Source organism: Pseudomonas sp. NFR09, from assembly GCF_900111535.1.
GTDB classification, from domain to species: Bacteria; Pseudomonadota; Gammaproteobacteria; order Pseudomonadales; family Pseudomonadaceae; genus Aquipseudomonas; species Aquipseudomonas extremorientalis.
Window position 1 is genome coordinate 276,399 of the sequence record NZ_FOIH01000007.1, and the last position, 18,815, is coordinate 295,213.

The window sequence follows — 18,815 nt, forward strand, 5'->3', positions numbered from 1 at the left end:
CACGGCAGAAAGGGGCATCAGGTCTGTTTCCCAGACGCCCGGTTGTTACACGCGAGGATTAAATCAACATTAGCGTCCAAGCGCACAAAAGGAGTTTGCGCCATGTATATCAAATGTTCAGTGTTTATCGCCGCCAGCGTCGACGGCTTCATTGCCCGTCCGGACGGCGATATCGACTGGTTGCACCGGCCGGAGTATGAAACCGCCGAGTTGAACGGCGTGACTTATGAAGGCTTTGTCGCCACGGTGGATGCGCTGGTGATGGGACGCAAGACCCTGGAGAAGGTGTTGTCCTTTGCGGAGTGGCCCTATGAGGGTATCCCGGTGATTGCGCTGTCTCGCCAGCAGTTGCAGATTCCGACACATCTGGAGGGCAAGATCGAGGTCATGGCGGGAGACGTGACCACACTGGTGGCAACGTTAGCCGAGCGCGGTATGAAGCACCTTTATATCGACGGTGGCCAGACGATCCAGGCGTTTCTTGAAGCGGGCCTGATCGAGGAGTTGATCATCACACGCATACCAGTGTTGCTGGGCAAAGGGGTTTGTTTGTTCAGCCAGATGGGCAGCGAGCAAGAACTTCGTCATCTCGGCACGTATGTATCGGACAATGGATTTGTGCAGAGCCGCTATCAAGTATCGCTGTCGTAGCAATTGCAAAGCCAGCGTGCAATGGAGGTGGGCGAATCGATATATGGTAGACACTCTGTTATCGCGACATAGGTATCAGCACAACTTTCAATATCGCGCGTAACTGTGGCGAGCGGGCTTGCCCCGCGTTGGGTTGCGAAGCGACCCTGGAAGGAGGAATGCGGTGAATCAGGCACTCTTCGGCCGCGGGTTCTGGGGCTGCTTCACAGCCCAACGCGGGGCAAGCCCGCTCGCCACAGGGCGCTCATCACCCGCCCTGCCAGCTACCACAGTCGATCGAGTAAGCCGTTAAACGGATGTGCAAAAAAACGCCCCGAACCAGTCGGGGCGTTTTTCATTCAGCGTTTACCGATCAAGCCTGATCCGCCAACCGCCACGTCGTCCCACCCTTCCCGTCTTCCAACACCACGCCCATGGCGGTGAGTTGGTCGCGGAGTCGGTCGGATTCCGCCCAGTCCTTGTTGGCACGTGCAGTCAAACGCGCCTGTATCAGCGCATCCACTTGCGCCGCATCCACACGCCCTTCGGCACCGGCTTGCAGGAAATCTTCGGGCTTCATTTGCAGAACCCCCAGCACGCTGGCCAGTTCTTTCAAGCGCGCCGCCAGACCCGCCGCGGCGTCGAGATCGCTCTCACGCAAACGGTTGATCTCGCGCACCATCTCGAACAGCACCGCGCAGGCTTCCGGTGTACCAAAGTCGTCGTTCATCACTTCGGTAAACCGTGCGACGAAGGCTTCGCCGCCGGCCGGCGCCACGGCCGGCAGGCCTTTCAATGCGTGATAGAAACGCTCCAGGGCGCCCTTGGCGTCCTTGAGGTTGTCTTCCGAGTAGTTGATGGCGCTGCGGTAGTGGCTGGATACCAGCAGGTAACGCACCACTTCCGGGTGGTACTTTTCCAGCACGTCGCGGATGGTGAAGAAGTTGTTCAAGGACTTGGACATCTTCTCGCCATTGATGCGGATCATGCCGCAGTGCATCCAGGCGTTCGCGTAGGTCTTGCCGGTGGCGGCTTCGCTCTGGGCGATTTCGTTTTCATGGTGCGGGAACTCGAGGTCGCTGCCGCCACCGTGAATGTCGAAGGTCTCGCCCAGGCAGCAGGTGGACATCACCGAGCATTCGATGTGCCAGCCCGGACGCCCGGCGCCCCATGGCGACTCCCAGCTCGGCTCGCCGGGCTTGGTGCCTTTCCACAGCACGAAGTCCAGCGGGTCCTGCTTGGCTTCGTCGACTTCGATACGTGCGCCGATGCGCAGGTCTTCGATTCTCTTGCGCGACAGCTTGCCGTAGCCCATGAACTTGGCGACGCGGTAGTACACGTCGCCATTGCCCGGCGCGTAGGCGTAACCCTTGTCGATCAGGGTCTGGATCATCGCGTGCATGCCCGGGATGTGGTCGGTGGCACGCGGTTCCATGTCCGGCTTGAGGATGTTGAGGCGCGCCTCGTCCTCGTGCATCGCGGCGATCATGCGCTCGGTCAGCGCGTCGAACGACTCGCCGTTTTCGTTGGCGCGGTTGATGATCTTGTCGTCGATGTCGGTGATGTTGCGCACATAGGTCAGGTCATAGCCGCTGAAACGCAACCAGCGGGTCACCAGGTCGAAGGCCACCATGCTGCGGCCATGGCCGATGTGGCAGTAGTCGTACACGGTCATGCCGCACACGTACATGCGCACCTTGTTGCCGTCCAGCGGCTTGAAGACTTCTTTGGTCTTGCTGAGTGTGTTGTAGATCGTTAACACGACAATTCCCTTAAGACAGAATCACTGACCCCACGAATCACGCAAGGTCACGGTGCGGTTGAATACCGGGCGACCTGGTTTCGAGTCCTTGATATCCGCGCAGAAGTAACCTTCGCGCTCGAACTGGAAACGGTCTTCCGGCTGTGCTTCGCCCAACGAGGGTTCGGCACGACAACCCGTAAGTACTTGCAGGGAGTCAGGGTTGATGTTGTCGAGGAAACTGGCGCTGTCTTCAGCCTTTTCAGGGTTTGGCGAGCGGAACAGGCGATCGTACAGGCGCACTTCGCACTCGATGCTGGCCGCCGCCGGCACCCAGTGGATCACGCCCTTGACCTTGCGGCCTTCGGGGTTCTTGCCCAGGGTGTCCGGGTCATACGAGCAACGCAGTTCGACGATGTTGCCATCGGCGTCCTTGATTGCTTCGTCGGCACGGATCACGTAGCTGCCGCGCAGGCGCACTTCGCCGTTTGGCTCCAGGCGCTTGTAGCCTTTTGGCGGCTCTTCCATGAAGTCATCGCGGTCGATGTAGATTTCACGGGCGAACGGCAGCTTGCGCACGCCGAGTTCTTCTTTTTGCGGATGACGCGGCAGTTCAAGGTGGTCGACCTTGTCTTCCGGGTAGTTGGTGATCACGACCTTCAACGGGCGCAGCACGCACATGGCACGTGGGGCGTTGGCATCGAGGTCCTGGCGGATGCTGAATTCGAGCATGCCGTAGTCGACCACGCCGTCGGAACGGTTGGTGCCGACCATCTCGCAGAAGTTGCGGATCGACGCCGGCGTGTAGCCGCGACGGCGGAAGCCCGACAGCGTCGACATGCGTGGGTCGTCCCAGCCGTGTACGTGCTTTTCATCGACCAGTTGCTTGAGCTTGCGCTTGCTGGTGATGGTGTAGTTCAGGTTCAGGCGGCTGAACTCGTACTGACGCGGGTGCGCCGGTACCGGCAGGCTGTCGAGGAACCATTCGTACAGCGGACGATGGCTTTCGAACTCCAGGGTGCAGATGGAGTGGGTAATGCCTTCGATGGCGTCCGACTGGCCGTGGGTGAAGTCGTAGTTCGGGTAGATGCACCACTTGTCGCCCGTCTGGTGGTGATGGGCGTGGCGGATGCGGTACATGATCGGGTCGCGCAGGTTCATGTTCGGCGAGGCCATGTCGATCTTGGCGCGCAATACGCGGGCGCCGTCCGGGAACTCACCGGCGCGCATGCGGGCGAACCAGTCGAGGTTCTCCTCTACCGAACGGTCGCGGAACGGGCTGTTCTTGCCCGGCTCGGTCAGGGTGCCACGGTATTCCTTGGCCTGCTCCGGGGTCAGGTCGTCGACGTAGGCCTTGCCGGCCTTGATCAGCTCGACGGCCCAATCGTGCAGTTGGTCGAAGTACTGCGAGGCATAGCGCACTTCACCGGACCATTCGAAACCCAGCCACTTCACGTCGCTTTCAATGGCGTCGATGTATTCCTGGTCTTCCTTGGCCGGGTTGGTGTCGTCGAAACGCAGGTGCGTGACGCCGCCGAATTCCTGGGCCAGGCCGAAGTTCACACAGATCGACTTGGCGTGACCGATGTGCAGGTAGCCGTTGGGCTCTGGCGGGAAGCGGGTGACGATCTGCGTGTGCTTGCCCGAATCCAGGTCCGCCTGGATGATCGGGCGCAGGAAATTGACCGGGACGGCAGGTCCGGCCTTGGAATTCGAGGTAGGGTCGACAGTGGGCTTGCTCATAGGATCCTTGAACAGACAAGTACGTGGCCGGGCTAGGCCGACAAAACAAAGGGCTTATCATAGCTGATGCTGTCAAGCCGCTGACAGGGTTGCGGTGCATTTAACGCACCAGTGGTAAAAAACCACCTCGAAATTCCTGCAGGTCACGCTAAACTGCGCGCCTTGGCCGCAGTTTCGCCATACCGGTCGTGGTGCCCCGGGCACCCAAACCCACGAATTCCCTGAAAAGAGTAGCCAACATGACTCAAGTCAAACTGACCACCAACCACGGTGACATCGTCATCGAGCTCAACGCCGAGAAAGCGCCGATCACCGTCGCCAACTTCATCGAGTACGTGAACGCCGGCCACTACGAAAACACCGTTTTCCACCGTGTCATCGGCAACTTCATGATCCAGGGCGGCGGTTTCGAGCCTGGCATGAAAGAAAAGAAAGACAAGCGCCCAAGCATCCAGAACGAAGCGGACAACGGCCTTTCCAACGACAAGTACACCGTCGCCATGGCCCGTACCATGGAGCCGCATTCGGCCTCCGCGCAGTTCTTCATCAACGTGGCCGACAACGCCTTCCTGAACCACAGCGGCAAGAACGTGCAGGGCTGGGGCTACGCGGTATTCGGTAAAGTCACCGAAGGCCAGGACGTCGTCGACAAGATCAAAGGCGTGCAGACCACCGGTAAAGCCGGTCACCAGGACGTTCCGGTAGAAGACGTGATCGTCGAGAAAGCCGAGATCGTTGGGTGATACTGCTGATTTCAGATTTGCATCTGATCGATACGCGCCCGGACATCACCCGGGCGTTTCTGGATCTGCTCCACGGCCGCGCCCGTGGCGCCCAGGCGTTGTACATTCTGGGGGACTTCTTCGAAGCCTGGATTGGCGACGATGGGATGACACCGTTTCAGCGCTCCATTTGCGCAGCCCTGCGCGAACTGAGCGACAGCGGCACTCCGATTTTCATCATGCACGGCAATCGCGATTTCCTGATCGGCAAGGCGTTCTGCAAAGCCGCAGGCGCCACCTTGCTCAAGGACCCGAGTGTCGTGCAGCTCCATGGCGAGCCCGTGCTGTTGATGCACGGCGACAGCCTCTGCACCCGCGACGTCGGCTATATGAAGCTGCGGCGCATCCTGCGTAACCCTATCGCGCTGTTTATCCTGCGCAACCTGCCCCTGGGCACGCGGCACAAGCTGGCGCGCAAGCTGCGCAGTGAAAGCCGGGCGCAGACGCGCATGAAGGCCAACGACATTGTCGATGTAACGCCCGAGGAAGTCCCACGGGTGATGCAGCAGTTCGGCGTGCGCACCCTGGTCCACGGCCACACCCACCGCCCCGCCATTCACAAGTTGCAGATTGGCGACCAGGCCGCCAAGCGCATTGTGCTGGGGGATTGGGACAAGCAGGGGTGGGCGCTGCAGGTGGATGAGCAAGGGTTTCAGTTGGCGGCGTTTGACTTCGTCAATCCGCAATTGGCGTTGCCTGGGGCTTGAGCCACCAACACCCCAGATCCCCCGTGAAAAGAGATCAAAATGTGGGAGGGGGCTTGCCCCCGATGGCTGTGGATCTGTCAGCATATTTTTGACTGAGCCACCGCCATCGGGGGCAAGCCCCCTCCCACAGTTGATTGCATTCCAGCCCTTGCGGATCAGTGGCCTGAGGCTTCCGGCCCGGCCTTGGCGCCAAACGGCGGCTTGGCCAGCCACACCAGCAGCATCAACCCCATGAACATCCACCCCAGCAACGTGAAGTAATCCACGGTGGACATCATGTATGCCTGGCTGGTGAGGATCTGGTCCAGCTGCGTATAGGCCTTCTGCCCTGCCCCACCGAGCGCCTGCAAGGCATCGCGGGTCGCCGAGTCGTAGGTGGTCATGTTCTCGCTCATGTAGGCATGGTGCTGGTCCGCCCGGCGAATCCAGATCCAGGTGGTCAGCGACGCCGCGAAGCTGCCGCCCAGGGTGCGCAGGAACGTGGCCAGGCCCGCGCCGTCGGCAATCTGGTGCGGCGGCAGGTCGGACATCAATATGCTCAAGGTCGGCATGAAGAACAGCGCCACGCCAATCCCCATGAACAACTGCACCAGGGCGATGTGCTGGAAGTCCACCTCATTGGTGAAACCTGCGCGCATGAAGCAGCTCAAGCCAATCGCCAGGAAGGCCAGGCCCGCCAGCAGGCGCAGGTCGAACTTGTGCGCGTACTTGCCCACGAACGGCGACATCAGTACCGGCAAAATACCGATCGGCGCCACCGCCAGCCCGGCCCAGGTCGCGGTGTAGCCCATCTGGGTCTGCAACCATTGCGGCAGGATCAGGTTGATGCCGAAGAAGCCTGCGTACCCCAGGATCAACACGATGGTGCCGATGCGGAAGTTGCGGTAGGCAAACAGCTTCAGGTTGACCACCGGGTGTTTGTCGGTGAGTTCCCAGATGATGAACACCGCCAGGGCAATCACCGAAATCGCCGCGCCCACGATAATGAAGTTGGATTCGAACCAGTCCAGGTCATTGCCCTTGTCGAGAATGATCTGCAAGGCGCCCACGCCGACGATCAAGCTCAGCAACCCGACGTAGTCCATCGGCTGATAACTGGTCTGCACCGGACGTTTCTTCAACTGCGAACGCACCACCATCACCGCAAAGATACCGATGGGCACGTTGATGAAGAAGATCCACGGCCAGCTGTAGCTGTCGGTGATCCAGCCGCCGAGGATCGGCCCGGCAATCGGCGCCACCACCGTGACCATCGCCAGCAACGCCAGGGCCATGCCTCGCCTCGCCGGCGGGTAGACGGCGATCAGCAGCGTCTGGGTCATCGGGTACAACGGCCCGGCCACCAGGCCTTGTATGACGCGAAAAGCGATCAGCTCGGGCATCGACGTGGAAATACCACACAGGAACGACGCCAGCACGAACAGCATCGTCGCCCACAAGAACAGCTTGACCTCGCCAAACCGCCGGCTCAGCCAGCCGGTGAGCGGCAAGGCAATCGCGTTGCTCACCGCAAACGAGGTGATGACCCAGGTGCCCTGCTCCGAACTCACGCCAAGGTTGCCGGAAATGGTCGGCAACGCCACGTTGGCGATGGTGGTGTCGAGCACCTGCATGAAGGTCGCCAGCGACAGGCCAATGGTGGCCATCAACAGGCTGGGTGGCGTGAAGGAGGCGTTATTGCTCATCAGCGTTGCACAGCCTTGGGCGCGGCGAGGCTGTTGTCATGGATCAACTGGGTGATCATGGCGTCGGCCTCGGCGAGTTGGCGGTCATACACGTTGGTGCTGAACGAGGCCTTCTGCGGCGCCTGTTGCGCCAGTACCGGGCCGCTCTGGTCATGCAGGTCGACCTTGACCAGGGTGCTCAAGCCCACGCGCAGCGGGTGCTTGGCCAGTTCTTCGGCATTGATGTGGATACGCACCGGCACCCGTTGCACGATCTTGATCCAGTTACCCGTGGCGTTCTGCGCCGGCAGCAGGGCAAACGCGCTGCCGGTACCGGCGCCGAGGCTGTCGATGGTGCCGCTGAATTTCACGTCGCTGCCGTAGATGTCCGATTCGATGTCCACCGGCTGGCCGATGCGCATGTCACGCAGTTGGGTTTCCTTGAAGTTGGCGTCGATCCACAGCTGGTTCAGCGGGATCACCGCCATCAATGCGGTGCCCGGTTGTACGCGCTGGCCCAGTTGTACGGTGCGCTTGGCCACATAGCCGGTGACCGGTGCGATCAAGGTGCTGCGCGCATTGGCCAGGTAGGCCTGGCGCAGTTGCGCGGCGGCGGCCTGCACATCCGGGTGAGAACTGATCACCGTGTCGTCCACCAACGCATTGGTGGTTTTCAGTTGTTGCTCAAGGTTGGTCAGGGCGTTTTTGGCCGCAGTGAGGCTGTCACGGGCATGGGACAGCTCCTCCTGGGAAATCGCCCCGCCCTGGGCCAGGGTTTTACGACGATTGAAGTTGTCCTGGGCGGTCTGCACGTCGGCTTTCTGCGCATTGACCTGGGCCTTCATGCCGTCGACGTTGCTGTACAGGCCGCGCACCTGGCGCACGGTGCGGGCCAGGTTGGCCTGGGCACTTTGCAGGCCGACGGCGGCGTCGTTCGGGTCGAAGTTGATCAGCACCTGGCCCTCGTGGACCAGGTCGCCATCGTCGGCGCCGATGCTGACCACGGTGCCGGTGACCAGCGGGGTGATTTCCACCACGTTGCCGTTCACGTAGGCGTCGTCGGTGCTTTCGCTGAAGCGGCCGTACAGCTCATACCAGCCCCATACGCCGACCACGGCGAGGATGACGATCAGCGCCAGGCCGATCAGCATCACCTTGCGTTTGCGGGGGTTGTTGTCTTTGGGTTGTTCGGTTGCATTGGTGTTTTCGGCAGTGGCCATGACAAATACCTCAAATTATTCCGTGCGTGTGGCGGGGGTGGTCGCTGCCACGTTGTCGGCGCTGTAGCCGCCGCCCAGGGCCTGCATCAGTTGAATCGACAGATCGATCTGCGCGGCATTCAGGGTTGCCAGCTGACGCTGGGCCTGCAGCAGTTGCTGCTCGATGCTGAGCACATCCAGGTAGTTACCGATCCCGGAGCTGTAGCGCTGCACCCCGGTGTCGTAGGACTGCTGGGCAATGTCCGCGGCATGTTGCTGGGCCTGGATCTGCCGGCCGGTGTCGCGCAGTTGCGAAAGGGTGTTGCCGATATCGCCCAGGGCTTGCACCAGGGTTTTGTTGTACTGCGCCACCGCCAGGTCGTAGTCGGCGTCGCGGGCATCGAGGTCGGCACGCAGGCGGCCGCCGTCGAAGATCGGCAGCGAGATCGTCGGCGTAATGTTGAAGAAGCGGCTGGCCGACCCGAACATCGCATCCCCCAGCAACGACTCGGCCCCGGCGCTCGCGCTCAGGTTGAGGTTAGGGTAGAAGCGCGTCTTGCTGGCATCGATGTTCCGGCCCGCCGATTCGACCCGCCAGCGCGCGGCGATCAGGTCCGGGCGGCGGCCCAACAGCTCGGCCGGCAGCACCGAGGGCACGGCCACCGCGCTGGGTTTCAGCACGTTGGGCCGGGCCAGTTCACTGCCACGGTCCGGGCCTTTGCCAAGCAATACGGCCAGGGCGATCTTGGCGCTTTGCAGCTGTTTTTCCGCGTCGATCAGTTGCGACTGGGCGCTGGCTTCCAGGCTTTCGGTCTGCTGGTACTGGTACTGGCTGTCGATGCCCGAATTCAGCCGGCGCTTGCCCAGGTCGAGCATCTGCCGGGTGCGCTTGAGGTCGTCGTTGGCCAGGTCGCGCACGATATGGGCCTGGCCCAGGTCGCTGTAGGCCTTGGCCACGTTGGCGGCCAGGGTCAGGCGCGCGGCCTGCTGGTCGACCTGGGCAGCACGCGCCTCACCCAACGCGGCTTCCCAGGCAGCCCGCTGGCCGCCCCAGAGGTCGAAGGTGTAGTTGAAGCTGGCGCCGATGTTGCGCACGGTCGAATAAGCATCGCCTTCACCGCGCGGGTCCTGGTCTTTTGCCAGGCGCGAGCGGCTGACACCGGCGCTGGCGTCGAGGGTCGGCATGCGCTCGGCGTTGGCGGCATAGGCAGCAGCCTCGGCCTGGTGGGCCCGGGCGCTGGCGACTTGCATGTCGGGGCTGTTTTGCAGGGCTTCCTGGATCAGACCGTCGAGTTGCGGGTCGCCGAGGCTTTTCCACCAGTCAGCGGTCGGCCAGGCAGCGCTCGACAAGGTCACACCGCTCAAGGTTTTACCGGTTTGCAATGTGCTGGCGTCGAGGCGTTTGCCTTGGGTGTCGAGGCCGCTGTAGTTGGCGCAACCGGCCATGCTCATGGCCACCAGCACCAGGCTGAGTGCACGTGTGTTCATTCTTTACCTACCCGCTGGATGACGATGGCGTCACCGGCAGCTACCAGAATTTTCTTGAGGATCCGCTCCAGGGTCTGCAGCTCGCCGGGCTCCAGTGCGCCGGCCAATTCGTTCATCGACTGGGCACCGATGTGCGGCAGCATGTCCGCCAGGCGCTGGCCGTCTTCGGTCAGCACCAGCCGCACCTGGCGCCGGTCCTGCTCGGAACGCTGGCGTGCCAGTAGGCCTTTCTGCTCCAGGCGGTCGAGCATGCGGGTCATGGAACCGCTGTCCAGGGACAGGTTGCGGCACAGCTCCGCCGGGGTATCCACGTCGAACTGAGCGATGATGATCAACACCTTGAACTGCGCGGCGGTCACGCCGTACGGCTCCATATGGGTGTCGATAATGCGGTCCTTGAGCAGCGCCGCCCGGCCCAGGAGCAGGCCGAGGTGGCAGTTGCGAAAGCTGTCAGGGGTGAAGTGGGGCATCGGAAGTCACCTTATTACTGCCTAGGCAGTGAATGTATGACAAGATGTTACTGCTTAGGCAGCGAATGTCAAATGGAATTATTAGCTTGCTTGGTAATGGGCGGATGAATGGTGGGGTTCTAAGGATTGCCTGATGGGGTGTGACGCCTTCGCTGAGTAATCTGAGTAGCCCTTTGACCAGTCGACACCCTCCTTCCCATGACTTCCTTAAAACAGTTTGCTTGCCTCGCGGTCGTCACCCTGGCGGGCGCATCAGCCGCCTCCGCGGCTAATTGCACAGCCACCGTCAACACCAATGAAACCCTTAATTTCGGCGCAAGTCTGTCCAGCGGCAGCCTGACAGTTCCCGCTGACACTCCCGACGGCACCGTGATTTACCAAGACACGGTGCAATCGGGTCAGAACAGCTGGAAATGCACAGGTTCCTCCCAATACGGCATCGTGATAAACCCTGCGTTAGGCTCGGTCACCAGCGGCTCGACCTACCCTATCGGCAAGACAGGCCTTTCGTTCCGCGTCTGGATCGACAGCCTGGATTACTATATGGCTGCACCTGCTTCCCTTAAGCCGAGTGGTTACGGCATCCCCCCAGGCTCGGTACGCCTGGAAATCGTCAAGTCAGGCCCGCTGTCTCCACAGGTCAAGGTCGCTGCCGGCAACCTGGGCAACTTGCAAGCTGACGATCTGATCATCAGCAAGTACAACCTGACCACCCCCCTGGTGTTGAACGCCGCCTCCTGCCAGACCCCTTCCGTCCACGTCGCCATGGGCGACGACTATCAGCTCTGGGAATTTCGCGACGCAGGCGCAACCCCTCGCACCATTCGCTTCGACATCGGCTTGAACCAGTGCCAGACCGGTATCAATAAAGTCACCTATTCGCTCAAGGCCACCACGCCCATCGTCGACGCGGCAAAAGGTGTCGTCGCGCTCAACGGCGGCTCCACCGCCAAAGGCATCGGCCTGCAATTGATGGATGATGCCGGGCAACCCATCGCGTTTGATACCACCTACTCCTTCAGCGGTTTCACCACCACAGGCACCAATTTCAAGATTCCCTTGTCGGCCTCGTATTACCGCTTGCCCACCGGCAACGTCGAAGCCGGCAGCGCCAACACCGAAGTCACCTTTATCGTGAACTACCTGTAGCAAACTAAGGATCGTCTGATTTTTCCTACATGCGGCCATCCCTAGAGTGACGGGATGCGATTAAAGAACTATCTCCACCAGATCAGCCCCGTCCTGTCCACGCCCCACGCCGCCCGCCGCCTGTTGCGCATTTTTGCGCTGGTGCTGCTGGTGGGCATGCTGGGCGGCGTGTACAGCTTCCTGCTATTTACGTTCAACAACGAGATATCCCAGCGGCGCAGCTACATGAGCAGCGCCATCGCCGAGGCCCATACCTTTTTCACCACCCGTGAAGCCCTGCTGGAAAGCCTCAGCCTGTCGGCTACACGCAAGGCCAAATTGAACCTGCCGGTGAACGATGAGGAAATCCGCCTGTTGCTCGGCAAAATCCCGGGTAAGCAATGGAGCATCTGGCTGACCCAGCGCATGCGCGACTTCCTGAAGGCCAAGCAGCTCAACCTGCTGTACGTCGGCACCGATGCCCAGGTGCTGCGACTTTACGATGCGGGTCCCGTGGCTGCCGATTTTCCCGCGCCCATGCTGGTGCAACTCAATGCCCTCAAGCAGCAGAAAACCCTGCAGGAACTCTGGCTGACCCACACCGACGGCGGCAACTCGCAGCTATATATCTTTATCCGCCTGGATGAACGCGACCTGGACTCCGGCTGGCTCGGCCTGGAGATGGATGACCGTGAAGTCTCCAACGCCTTGAGCGACCACAGTGCTGGCGAGTTCACCATGTTCAACGCCCAAGGTATGCCTCTATTCAGCAACAGCCGTAACCCGCCGCCCGGGCAAAACCTGCCGCACCTGCGCCAGCAGGACTTCTTCGGCTTTGTCGGCGACGGTTGGCTGCCCGAGCAATTGGTGTTGCGCAAACAGCTGAAGTCGTCGGACTGGCAGCTCACCTACTCCATCGACCTGCACGCGGTGCTCTGGGCACTATGGCCGCAGATGCTCGGCGCCCTGCTGTTCTGCCTGCTGACCATCAGCCTGGTGGCCCTGTTGACCCGCCGACTGGAACACCGCTTCATCATCCCCGCCATCCACCGCATCCAGGCGCTGGTGGAAAGCGAGCTGTTCAGCCGCGATGTGATCCAGACTGCGCCCGTGGCCCTGTGCGTGCTGCGGCGCACGGACGGCGAAGTGGTGCTGGAAAATACCCTCGCCCAACAATGGCTCGGCCAGGCCGGCGCGCAGCTGGGGCCGGACTGGATCCGTAATGCCTTCGATACGGACGCCCCCTGCCTCACCGACTACTTCAAAGCCGCCGATGGCCGCCACCTGTACCTGAGCTGCGCGCCCACCCGCTACAAGGGGGAAGACGTGTTGCTCTGCGCCTTCAGCGACATCAGCGCACGCACCCAGATCGAAGCGGCGCTGGAACAGGCACGCCAATCCGCCGATGCCGCCAACGAAGCCAAGACACTGTTCCTGGCGACCATGAGTCACGAAATCCGCACGCCGCTGTATGGCGTGCTCGGTACCCTGGAGCTTCTCGCCCGTACTCGCCTGGATGCCCAGCAGAAAAGCTACCTGCATGCCATCGAAGGTTCCTCGGCGACGCTGCTGCAACTGATCTGCGATGTGCTCGACGTGTCAAAGATCGAAGCCGGCCAATTGGCCCTGGAGTTGAGTGAGTTTTGTGTGCCCAGCCTGGTGCAGGAAGTGGTGCAGGGTTACGCCGCCGCCGCACAGAGCAAGGGTTTGCAGCTGTATGCGTGCCTCGACCCGCAACTGCCGCTGCGCCTGATCGGCGATGCCAGCCGCTTGCGCCAGATCCTCAACAACCTACTGAGCAATGCGGTCAAGTTCACCGACTCCGGGCGCGTAGTACTGCGGGTCAAAAAGCTCAGCCGTGAAGGCGAACGGGCGTGCCTGCAATGGCAAGTCTCGGACACTGGCAAAGGCATCGCCCAGGAAGACCAGGCACTGATCTTCGAGCCGTTCTACCAGACCGAAGGCAACCCCCATGTGATCGCCGGCACCGGCCTCGGCCTGCCCATTTGCCTGCGCCTGACCCACTTGATGAACGGCACCCTGCGCATGGTCAGCGAGCCGGGGCTGGGCAGCAGCTTTTCCCTGGCCGTGCCGCTGGAGCAACCCGCTAGCATCGTGCCGTCGCTGCGGCCGCCGTTGGCGCAGGAGGTGGTGTATGTGCTCTCGCCTGTACGCGAACTGGCCGACAGCCTCTGCGGCTGGCTGCGCCGCTGGGGTGCCCGTGCGCAGGTCGGCCCGCCGTCCAGCGCCGAGCTGGCCGCACCCGCGGTACTGCTCGAACTGGTAGAGCGCAGCCTGGACACCTCCTGGCACGGCCCACGGGTATTCGCCAGCAGCGATGGTGCCCACGAACCGCAGTTCACCGGCGATGGCTGGCAGGTCAACCTCAACGACCTGAACGCGATTCACCAGGCGGTTCGCCACGCCCAGAACGGCCAGGCCGCACCGTCCCAGGCGCGTTGCGAGCGGCGCGACCTGCACCCCTTGCACCTGCATATCCTGGTGGCCGAAGACAACGCCATCAACCAGTTGATCCTGCGTGACCAGCTTGAAGAACTCGGTTGTACCGTAGAGCTGGCCGGCGATGGCGAAGAGGCCTTGTCGCGCTGGCACGAAGGCGCCTTCGACATCGTGCTCACTGACGTCAACATGCCCAAGCTCAATGGCTACGAACTGGCCGAAGCCCTGCGGTGCCTTGGCTGCAACACCCCGATCCTCGGCGCAACCGCCAACGCCCTGCGCGGTGAAGATGCCTTGTGCCTGGCGGCCGGCATGAATCACTGCCTGGTCAAACCCTTCACACTGCGAGCCTTGTTCACTGCCCTGGCTCCCTACGCACGAGCTACCCATGAAACCCTGTAGCATTCTGATCGTTGAAGACCATCCCTTTCAGCACCTGTATTTGCAGAACCTGTTCAGCGAGCTGGGGGATTTTGATGTGGTGTGCGCCAGGGACGGTAAAGCAGCGCTGGCCTGCCTGAAACAACGCGATTTCGACCTGGTGCTCACCGACTTGCTGATGCCCGGCATGGACGGTGTGCAATTTATCCAGGGCCTGGCCGCACAACCCTCATGCCCCGCGCTGGCGATCATGAGCGCCGCGTCACGGCGCATGCTGATGGGTGCAAGCCTGGTGGCGAGTAACCTGCAAGTGAAGGTGATCGGGTTGATTTCCAAGCCGGTGAATGCCGCGGCCCTGCGTTGCCTGATCGACCAGCTGCAGGCTCTGCGCCAGGTTGCCCCGGCCCAGACCCAGCCCGGCATCGATTGCCAAAGCCTGATGAACGCCCTCGATAATGGTGAACTGCAAGCCTGGTTCCAACCCAAGAAAGCCCTGAACAATGGCCGCATCGTCGCGGCCGAAGCCCTGGTGCGCTGGGTACACCCCGAGCATGGCCTGTTGCTGCCCGGCGTGTTCCTGCCGGCATTGATCGCCTGCCACCTGGAAGAACGCCTGTTGTGGTGCGTGCTCAAGCAAGCGATGGCCGCCCAAGCCGTATGGCGCCAACAAGGCTATGACATCCCGGTGTCCATCAACCTGCCCACGCACCTGCTCAACAGCCACGACCTGCCCGACCGCATCCTGGCGTTCGTGCTGGAACACCAGGGGCTGCCGGCACGTATCTGTTTCGAGCTGATGGAATGCTCGGTGCCCGACGACATCAGCAATTTCTACGCCGGCGCCTGCCGCTTGCGCATCAAGGGTTTCGGCCTGTCCCAGGACGATTTCGGCAAGGGCTACAGCTCGTACATGAACCTGGTGTCGGCACCGTTCACCGAGGTAAAGATCGACCGTGCCCTGGTGCAGGGCTGCAACGCCAACGAAGAATTGGCCCAGGCACTCACCAGCATCGTCAGCCTGGGGCGTCAATTGGGCTTGATCGTGGTCGCCGAAGGCGTAGAAACCGCGCAAGAACTTGCGCTGTTGCGTAAGATCGACTGCACTCAGGTCCAGGGTTTCCTGATCTCTCACGCCGTCTCTGCGGATCAGTTCCAGCAATTGCTGACCCACGACGGGCCTGCGAGCGCCTATTGACCGGCTGCCGGGTGTGGAACAACGCCGTTAGCTTGCGAGGTCACCGCGTCATGCATCACCCCAATGCCTTCCTGGAGAAACTCACCAGCAGTTCACTGCGCCTGAACAAAGGCTTGCTGGTATTGGGAGCCTTGGTGCTTTTGCTGCTGGGTATCAGCTGCCTGGGGGTGCAACGCATGGTCCAGGAGCAGCATGAAACCCTGCAATTCCATTTCGCCCGGCTGATGGAGAATATCCACGAGCAGCAAGCCTTCCTGCGCGATGTCTCGCGGGGCAGTATCAAGGGCGAACTCAACCCTTCGGCCCTGCTCCCACCCGTTGCGCAAAAGCCGCTGCCCGAAGAAGGACCGAATATCTATGAGGGTCGCGGGCTGCCGTTTTCCCTGCCCTACAGCCTGAAAATCAACCCGGACAAGATCGCCGCCGCCGAGTACCCCAAGGTGTTCGCCCTCGGCACCTACTTGTCGGCTTATTACAGCGCATTCTGGGCCGCCTCTCACTATCAGTCGCCCCAGGTAATGGTGGTCAACGGACCGGACAACTTCGACATCAGCGTGCCCGCCACCGGCCGGCTGCGCGATGGCGGCCAGGTGCCCGTCGGTGCGCTGCTGGACGTGCTGACCCAGTTGAACGAACGCCTGCACGCAAAGAATTCGTCGCGGACGGATCATCAAGTGCACTGGGAACCCTACGCCGCCGCACCCGATCACAACGGTGCGCCCGTGCTGCTGGGCTATGTCGACATCAACCTGGCCTCGACCGCGCTGACCATCGACGGCGCCAACACCTGGGTGGTGGTGGCCTCTCTGCTGGACCTGGCCAAGGTCAATAACATCGAGCGCTTGATGCAGTGGTCGATCTACGACAACTTCACCTTGATCACCCCCGACGGAGTTGTCCTGACCGGTGCAGTAACGCCCGGCCAGGTGCTGAACGAAGGTGTGAACGTCACCCGTGACGGCCTGGTGTTCAAACTGACCAGCCAGGGCGGGCAGCCCTGGACAGCGATCTACGTGATCAGCCTGCAACGTTTCCTCGATTACGCGATGTGGCCACTGCTGTGCCTGCTGGTCGTGGTGCTGGCGATGCTGGGCTGTGGCCGCGCCTTCAACCGTTGGTACACGGCGCGAGTGGTGTTGCCCGCCCATCAGGCCCACGCGAGCATCGCCGAAAGCGAGGCGTTCAGCCGCGCGGTCATCGACACCGCGCCGACCGGCCTGTGCGTGATCCGCCGCAGCGATCATCACGTGCTCCTGCAAAACCGCCGTGCCCAGCAATGGCAGGACGCCCGCGCATTATTCGACTTGCTCAAGCAGCAGCCGCGCACCACGCCGGGCCAGGCCGACCTTGAAAGTGACGGCCGCCACCTGCACGTGGCCTTCGTGCCCACCCGTTACCAAGGCCAGGACGCGTGGTTGTGCGCGGTGCACGATGTTACCCGGCATATCGAAGATGCTGCCGCTCTGGAGGAAGCGCGTCAGGCGGCCGATTCGGCGAACCTGGCCAAGAGTCGCTTCCTCGCGACCATGAGCCATGAAATCCGCACACCACTGTACGGCGTGCTAGGCACTCTGGAGCTGCTCGGCCTGACCTCGCTCGCACCACGCCAGCAGGATTACCTGCAGACCATCCAGCGCTCCTCCACCTCCCTGTTCCAACTGATCAGCGACGTGCTGGATGTGTCAAAGATCGAAGCCGGGCAAATGACCCTCGAACTTCAGGACTTCTGCCCCCTGGAACTGAGCGAGGACAGCGTGCGCACCTACAGCGCCTTCGCCCGCGCCAAGGGCTTGCAGCTGTATGCCTGCATCGACGCGAACCTGCCGGACCGACTGCGCGGTGACCCGCAGCGTATCCGCCAGATCCTCAACAACCTGCTGAGCAACGCGATCAAGTTCACCGATCACGGGCGCGTGGTGCTGCGCCTGCGTGTCCTGCAAACCAGCGACGACCAGGTGAGCCTGCAATGGCAGGTCAGCGATTCCGGCGTGGGCATTTCCCAGGCGCAGCAACACCAGCTTTTCGACCCCTTCTACCAGGCCGAAGATGCCGCCAGCCAGGCCGGTGCCGGGCTGGGCCTGGCAATCTGCAAATGGCTGTGCGAGCTGATGCACGGCCAGTTGAATGTGGTGAGTGAGCCCGGGCTGGGCAGCAGCTTTACCTTGCAGGTCGCATTACAGGTCGTTCCCGGCAGCCTGGCCGATTGCACGCCGTTCAGCCCCGGCCTGCCGCCTGTCTACGTACGCGCACAGGAACCCGAACGGGCGCAGCACCTGATCAACTGGCTCAATCGCCTGGGGCTTCCCAGCCGTGCGCTGTCAGCCGAGATGCCGGCTAACGCGCTGCTGGTGGATTTCGCCCAGGACCTGGCATGGCCCGGCACGCGCATCATCGCCTCGGCGGGCGGGCCCGACCCGGCGCAAGCGTGCGGTGCCGACTGGAGCGTCGACGCCGACAATGTGCGCGCCATTGCCTGGGCGATCTACCGGGCGCAGCATGGCGCCGAAGCAGGCCCACGCCGCGTACCGTCCGCCAACGCGCAACCACTGAACCTGCAGGTGCTGGTGGCCGAAGACAATGTAATCAACGCGGCCATTATCAAAGAACAATTGGAAGCCCTGGGTTGCCAGGTGGTCGTGGCGGCCAACGGCGAACAGGCGCTGATGCAGTGGCTGCCGGGACGCTTCGACCTGGTGCTGACCGACGTGAATATGCCGGTGATGAACGGCTACCAACTGACCGAAGCCTTGCGCCGACAGGATGCCGTACTGCCGATCATCGGGGTGACCGCCAATGCCCTGCGCGAAGAAGGCGAGCATTGCGCCGCTGTCGGCATGAACGCGTGGATGGTCAAGCCCCTGAGCCTCGCCGCTTTGCGTACGCAGCTGGAACAACACTGCAAGATCGAAATACCGGCGGTGGTCGATATGCCGCCGTTGTCGCCCAGGATGCGTGAGCTGTTTGTCACCACGCTGCGCCAGGACGTACAGACTACCTTGACCGCGCTGGACAATCGGGACGCCAATGGCGCGGCGCAGCAACTGCACAGCATGGCCGGCGCTCTGGGCGCGGTGCAGTTGGACGATATGGCCAGCGCCTTTGTCAGTTTGGAGCTACGCCTGACCGGCATGGCGGTCACACCGGCCCTGGCCTTGGAAGTACGGCAGCACCTCGCGCGCCTCACGGCATTGCTCGACACCCTTGAATAACTTCACTCTGGATAAAAA

At 61.9% G+C, this 18,815-nt stretch carries 13 protein-coding genes; 7 read left to right on the top strand and 6 right to left on the bottom strand.

The window, feature by feature from the left end:
- The first annotated feature begins 102 nt into the window (after nucleotides 1–102).
- Nucleotides 103–651 (top strand): dihydrofolate reductase family protein, encoded by a 549-nt coding sequence (locus BMX59_RS17700; protein WP_093123988.1) that lies wholly within the window; start codon nucleotides 103–105, stop codon nucleotides 649–651.
- 352 nt (nucleotides 652–1,003) lie between these two features.
- Here the strand turns inward: BMX59_RS17700 and cysS are convergent, their stop codons facing one another.
- Together cysS and BMX59_RS17710 are read right to left on the bottom strand one after the other, a co-directional pair.
- On the bottom strand, nucleotides 1,004–2,392 hold the full coding sequence (gene cysS / locus BMX59_RS17705) for a cysteine--tRNA ligase (RefSeq protein ID WP_092244900.1): 1,389 nt from the start codon (nucleotides 2,390–2,392) through the stop codon (nucleotides 1,004–1,006).
- Nucleotides 2,393–2,413: 21 nt separating this feature from the next.
- Entirely contained in the window at nucleotides 2,414–4,114 is a 1,701-nt protein-coding gene (locus BMX59_RS17710) for a glutamine--tRNA ligase/YqeY domain fusion protein (protein ID WP_092244897.1), read from the bottom strand.
- Nucleotides 4,115–4,353: 239 nt separating this feature from the next.
- Between BMX59_RS17710 and BMX59_RS17715 the strand changes: the two genes are divergently transcribed.
- Together BMX59_RS17715 and lpxH are read left to right on the top strand one after the other, a co-directional pair.
- Nucleotides 4,354–4,857, top strand: coding sequence for a peptidylprolyl isomerase (locus BMX59_RS17715; RefSeq protein WP_010209496.1), 504 nt, complete (start codon nucleotides 4,354–4,356; stop codon nucleotides 4,855–4,857).
- On the top strand, nucleotides 4,854–5,603 hold the full coding sequence (gene lpxH / locus BMX59_RS17720) for a UDP-2,3-diacylglucosamine diphosphatase (protein WP_093123992.1): 750 nt from the start codon (nucleotides 4,854–4,856) through the stop codon (nucleotides 5,601–5,603). Before BMX59_RS17715 ends, lpxH begins: the two co-directional genes overlap by 4 nt.
- Before the next feature lie 155 nt (nucleotides 5,604–5,758).
- Here lpxH and BMX59_RS17725 read toward each other — a convergent pair whose 3' ends face one another.
- Genes BMX59_RS17725 through BMX59_RS17740 form a run of 4 tightly spaced genes read right to left on the bottom strand, consistent with a single transcriptional unit; the run spans nucleotide 5,759 to nucleotide 10,424 of the window.
- On the bottom strand, nucleotides 5,759–7,288 hold the full coding sequence (locus BMX59_RS17725) for a DHA2 family efflux MFS transporter permease subunit (RefSeq protein WP_058423856.1): 1,530 nt from the start codon (nucleotides 7,286–7,288) through the stop codon (nucleotides 5,759–5,761).
- Nucleotides 7,288–8,487: an HlyD/EmrA/EmrK family protein gene (locus BMX59_RS17730; protein ID WP_071493452.1), complete on the bottom strand. Its 1,200-nt coding sequence runs from the start codon at nucleotides 8,485–8,487 to the stop codon at nucleotides 7,288–7,290. Before BMX59_RS17730 ends, BMX59_RS17725 begins: the two co-directional genes overlap by 1 nt.
- A 15-nt stretch (nucleotides 8,488–8,502) precedes the next feature.
- Nucleotides 8,503–9,954 (bottom strand): efflux transporter outer membrane subunit, encoded by a 1,452-nt coding sequence (locus tag BMX59_RS17735; RefSeq protein WP_093123995.1) that lies wholly within the window; start codon nucleotides 9,952–9,954, stop codon nucleotides 8,503–8,505.
- Nucleotides 9,951–10,424 carry a MarR family winged helix-turn-helix transcriptional regulator gene (locus BMX59_RS17740; RefSeq protein WP_092244885.1) on the bottom strand — a complete coding sequence of 158 codons (474 nt, stop codon included), beginning with the start codon at nucleotides 10,422–10,424 and terminating at the stop codon, nucleotides 9,951–9,953. Before BMX59_RS17740 ends, BMX59_RS17735 begins: the two co-directional genes overlap by 4 nt.
- A 543-nt stretch (nucleotides 10,425–10,967) precedes the next feature.
- Here BMX59_RS17740 and BMX59_RS30820 point away from each other — a divergent pair.
- The 4 genes from BMX59_RS30820 to BMX59_RS17760 are packed head-to-tail and all read left to right on the top strand — an operon-like array spanning nucleotide 10,968 to nucleotide 18,797.
- Nucleotides 10,968–11,573 carry a fimbrial protein gene (locus tag BMX59_RS30820; RefSeq protein ID WP_256572975.1) on the top strand — a complete coding sequence of 202 codons (606 nt, stop codon included), beginning with the start codon at nucleotides 10,968–10,970 and terminating at the stop codon, nucleotides 11,571–11,573.
- 54 nt (nucleotides 11,574–11,627) lie between these two features.
- Nucleotides 11,628–14,414, top strand: coding sequence for an ATP-binding protein (locus tag BMX59_RS17750; protein ID WP_093124004.1), 2,787 nt, complete (start codon nucleotides 11,628–11,630; stop codon nucleotides 14,412–14,414).
- Complete coding sequence (locus BMX59_RS17755; RefSeq protein WP_093124008.1) at nucleotides 14,401–15,588, top strand: response regulator cyclic di-GMP phosphodiesterase PvrR; 1,188 nt, start codon at nucleotides 14,401–14,403, stop codon at nucleotides 15,586–15,588. The genes BMX59_RS17750 and BMX59_RS17755 overlap by 14 nt, the downstream gene beginning before the upstream one ends.
- A 50-nt stretch (nucleotides 15,589–15,638) precedes the next feature.
- Complete coding sequence (locus tag BMX59_RS17760) at nucleotides 15,639–18,797, top strand: hybrid sensor histidine kinase/response regulator (RefSeq protein ID WP_093124012.1); 3,159 nt, start codon at nucleotides 15,639–15,641, stop codon at nucleotides 18,795–18,797.
- The last annotated feature ends 18 nt before the right edge of the window (nucleotides 18,798–18,815 follow it).

Coding starts and splice junctions, on each gene's coding strand:
- BMX59_RS17735 (WP_093123995.1), bottom strand. CDS start 9,954: ATGAACACACGTGCACTCAGCCTGGTGCTGGTGGCCATGAGCATGGCC.
- BMX59_RS17725 (WP_058423856.1), bottom strand. CDS start 7,288: ATGAGCAATAACGCCTCCTTCACGCCACCCAGCCTGTTGATGGCCACC.
- BMX59_RS17760 (WP_093124012.1), top strand. CDS start 15,639: ATGCATCACCCCAATGCCTTCCTGGAGAAACTCACCAGCAGTTCACTG.
- BMX59_RS17715 (WP_010209496.1), top strand. CDS start 4,354: ATGACTCAAGTCAAACTGACCACCAACCACGGTGACATCGTCATCGAG.
- BMX59_RS30820 (WP_256572975.1), top strand. CDS start 10,968: ATGGCTGCACCTGCTTCCCTTAAGCCGAGTGGTTACGGCATCCCCCCA.
- BMX59_RS17700 (WP_093123988.1), top strand. CDS start 103: ATGTATATCAAATGTTCAGTGTTTATCGCCGCCAGCGTCGACGGCTTC.
- BMX59_RS17710 (WP_092244897.1), bottom strand. CDS start 4,114: ATGAGCAAGCCCACTGTCGACCCTACCTCGAATTCCAAGGCCGGACCT.
- BMX59_RS17750 (WP_093124004.1), top strand. CDS start 11,628: ATGCGATTAAAGAACTATCTCCACCAGATCAGCCCCGTCCTGTCCACG.
- BMX59_RS17740 (WP_092244885.1), bottom strand. CDS start 10,424: ATGCCCCACTTCACCCCTGACAGCTTTCGCAACTGCCACCTCGGCCTG.
- BMX59_RS17730 (WP_071493452.1), bottom strand. CDS start 8,487: ATGGCCACTGCCGAAAACACCAATGCAACCGAACAACCCAAAGACAAC.
- BMX59_RS17755 (WP_093124008.1), top strand. CDS start 14,401: ATGAAACCCTGTAGCATTCTGATCGTTGAAGACCATCCCTTTCAGCAC.